This window comes from Emticicia sp. MM, assembly GCF_001649495.1.
Genome location: NZ_LXHX01000074.1, coordinates 1 through 2,951, shown reverse-complemented (window position 1 = coordinate 2,951; position 2,951 = coordinate 1). Strand labels below are relative to the sequence as shown.

The window sequence follows — 2,951 nt, the reverse complement described above, 5'->3', positions numbered from 1 at the left end:
GATACATTTTCTACCGAATATCCATTCAAATCTTTTTTGCTATGAATAACAATATTTGTAGGTTTTTGAAATACGTAATTGCTTAATTCAGCACCATCTAAAATTCCTTGTTTGATTTCTTGGGCGTGCTTTTGCCAAGAAACTTTATCAGAATATCGTTTCGTAAAATCATCGTGGAGGTTTTTGGCATCTTCTGGCGTTAGAAATGCACCTTGACAAAGGTCAGGTTTTTCGGGATTGTATTGGGCGAAAGCCAACTGTCCCGCAAACAGAAGTGTAAGACTTAAAAAGGAGGTTTTCATAGATTTATTTGATAAGGTTAAATAAATTTTAAAGCCAAAGTAATGGGTTTCGGATAGGTAAATTTCTGATTACTTCATCGTTTTTGGGAAAATGCTCCAATTTTTTCCAACTTTCAAACCAATTTTTATTGCCAAAGTGCTGATAGCCAAATAATAAAAAAGGTTGGGCTACTGGCCATTCTTCCCAGTACATCACATCTTTTGGGTAAGTCCAAAGGCTTTTATTTTCGATGTAAGGATACAGAAACTCAATGGCTTTTTTCATTGAACGGCCATCATCCAACTTAAAATCCCATAAATCATCTTTCGAATCGGTCAAAATTTGGCAAAGAGTAGTCATGGCATCCAAATTAAAAATCGAATATCCATAAGGCTTGGTGCGTTTGAGTTCGAGTGGAAAACTACCATCTTTTACGAGTTGATTGGGTAGTAAAACTGTTTTAAAGCGAGTTTTACAATAATCAATTAAAGCCTGATTTTCGGTCAATTTAGCAAATGATGCCACTTGCATTACCCAACAAGTGCCGTGGTTGTTTTTGGCTTCTCGTTCGTCAATACCATACTGATGAGTGGTAAGCCATGCAAGATATTGAGCGAACCAGTTTTTGATAATTTGTAGATTATTTTTATCTACACTCGCTGCCTTTTGCATGACAATAATTCCTTGTGCAACCTCCATCAGATGAATCGTATCAATAATTCCAATGCCTCTGCCCGTAGCTTTTCCTTTGATGGCTTGGGCATAGAGTAATGAAGGGTTCATAAGCGTATTTTTATCAATAAACCAAGCATTGATGTGTAAAAAAGCGTGTTTTACATACTTTTCATCTTTCGTAATAAGGTATGCAGAGGCTAATGAACCAACAATTTGACTAAAGCGAATCATAGCTTTTCGGTGAGCCACAAAATTATCAAGATTTGTTTGTCCATCACGCTGAATGTATGGCCCATTTGGGTCATCAGGATTTTTCCACCAATAATCACCTTCGGAATAAAAATCATGCAAACCACCTGCCGAACGCTCGCATTGTTCGGCTGTAATGGTGATGGGTTTCTGAGTCATTGCCCAATTGGCTTGAGCAATTATATCTTTCTGCAAAACTCCAATTACTTGATTGGAAAGTTGTTTTTGCCCAAATAAAGTAATGGAGAAAAGATGTAGAAAGATAAAAATATGAACAATTTTCATTTTTAACTACCCTTCAGGGAGTGGGGGTTATGGTTTTACAAAATCTTCACGCATAGGATTAAAGACATCAATCAAAATGCCATCTTCCAAACAAACCGCACCATGAAGTACATCTGAAGGAATAAAATAGACATCGCCTTCTTTAAGAATTTTACTTTCACCAGCAACCGTAATTTCAAAAGCACCGCTTGCCACATAGCTGATTTGTAAATGAGGATGTTTGTGCGTGGTGCCAACTCCTCCTTTTTCGAAAGCAACTTTCACGAGCATAATGTCTTCGTTATACGACATTATTTTTCGTTTGATTTTTGGGTCAACCACTTCCCAAGGAAGTTCGTCATCGGTAACTAAGGTTTTGTTAAATTGTATCATAGTTTCGTAGCACAATTTTCTAAATTGTGTTTATGATTTTATTTGATAAATGGAGAATTCGGAGAATTGTGTTACTTAAAAACTTTTTTCAAAAATGTATCAATATACCCAATCGTAGGGCCAAACCAAGGCGAAAGTAAACAAAACGAATGCGGAGAATTTTCAAAAGTATGTACTTCTGAGTAAATGCCAAACGCATCAAGTTTCTTGCGGTAATCTTCACGGCCAGCGTGCATTCTGTCAACTGAACTATTCAGGAAAAGTGTTAGGGGGGTATTTTTACCTGCGTGTGTCAGTGCCGAGCCTTCGTGCCAAAGTTCAGGGTTTTCATCTTTGCTGAAGCCAAACCAATAGGTAGCAGCTGAGGTACTTTTGCTGTCATCGCCCTCTCCCGATTCGGGGTGAATGTAAGCCAAGATTCCATCTATATCCACAATAGCATTTATTTGACTGGAATGTTTCAAATTGCCAATGCTTCCTTCAAATTTTGGTAAATTGTTGGTATTTCCAATGAGTGCCGAAAGCTGCCCACCTGCCGAAAAGCCCACGCTCGCTATTTTATTAGTATCAATTCCATATTTCTTGGCATTGGCTCGAATCCATCTTACGGCTGCTTTTAAATCATGCACGGCAGCAGGATAGAGGGCTTCGGTCGAAAGACGATATTCTGCTGTAAAAGTCGCGTAACCTAAAGCCGCCAAGCGTTGAGCCAAAGGAATGTGTTGTGTACGATTGCCTGTACGCCAACCGCCACCATGAATAATCAGAATAGCGGGACGTAGTTTTTTAGACTTCGTTTTTGGGTAGAATGCATCGAGTTGTAAATCTCTCGTGCCAGTATTAGCATAGACAATGTTTCGTTCTTCAATGACATTTTTTTGCGTTTTTTCGGGTACTAAAGTTATGTTTGGATGTGTTTTTAGACTGCTTTTTAATGCACTGTAATTGCTGTATGATGTATCCCGAACGTTTGTAATACCTTTCATTGAAGGCGTTTTGCTCCAAAAATCTTGGTATTGTGTCAGTAATTTCCCTGAGAATATTTCTTCTTTGGTGTAGGATGAAGCTTCTTTTTCGCTGAGTTGGTG

General features: G+C 38.2%; 3 protein-coding genes and 1 pseudogene. All 4 read right to left on the bottom strand.

The genetic code is table 11. The features are described 5' to 3' along the window. Positions 1 to 302 (bottom strand): annotated as a pseudogene (locus A6M55_RS09165) (acetylxylan esterase); the annotation flags it as partial. Positions 303 to 330: 28 nt separating this feature from the next. Then, entirely contained in the window at positions 331 to 1,491 is a 1,161-nt protein-coding gene (locus A6M55_RS09160; protein WP_064197353.1) for an alginate lyase family protein, read from the bottom strand. A 27-nt stretch (positions 1,492 to 1,518) separates the two neighbouring features. Further along, positions 1,519 to 1,863 (bottom strand): cupin domain-containing protein, encoded by a 345-nt coding sequence (locus A6M55_RS09155; protein WP_015028139.1) that lies wholly within the window; start codon positions 1,861 to 1,863, stop codon positions 1,519 to 1,521. Between the two features lie 71 nt (positions 1,864 to 1,934). Further along, positions 1,935 to 2,951: alpha/beta hydrolase (locus A6M55_RS09150; RefSeq protein ID WP_229235499.1), on the bottom strand; the 1,017-nt coding region annotated here is incomplete at its 5' end.

Excerpts from the sequence above, each read along its gene's own strand:
- A6M55_RS09160 (WP_064197353.1), bottom strand. The coding sequence starts at position 1,491 with ATGAAAATTGTTCATATTTTTATCTTTCTACATCTTTTCTCCATTACT.
- A6M55_RS09155 (WP_015028139.1), bottom strand. The coding sequence starts at position 1,863 with ATGATACAATTTAACAAAACCTTAGTTACCGATGACGAACTTCCTTGG.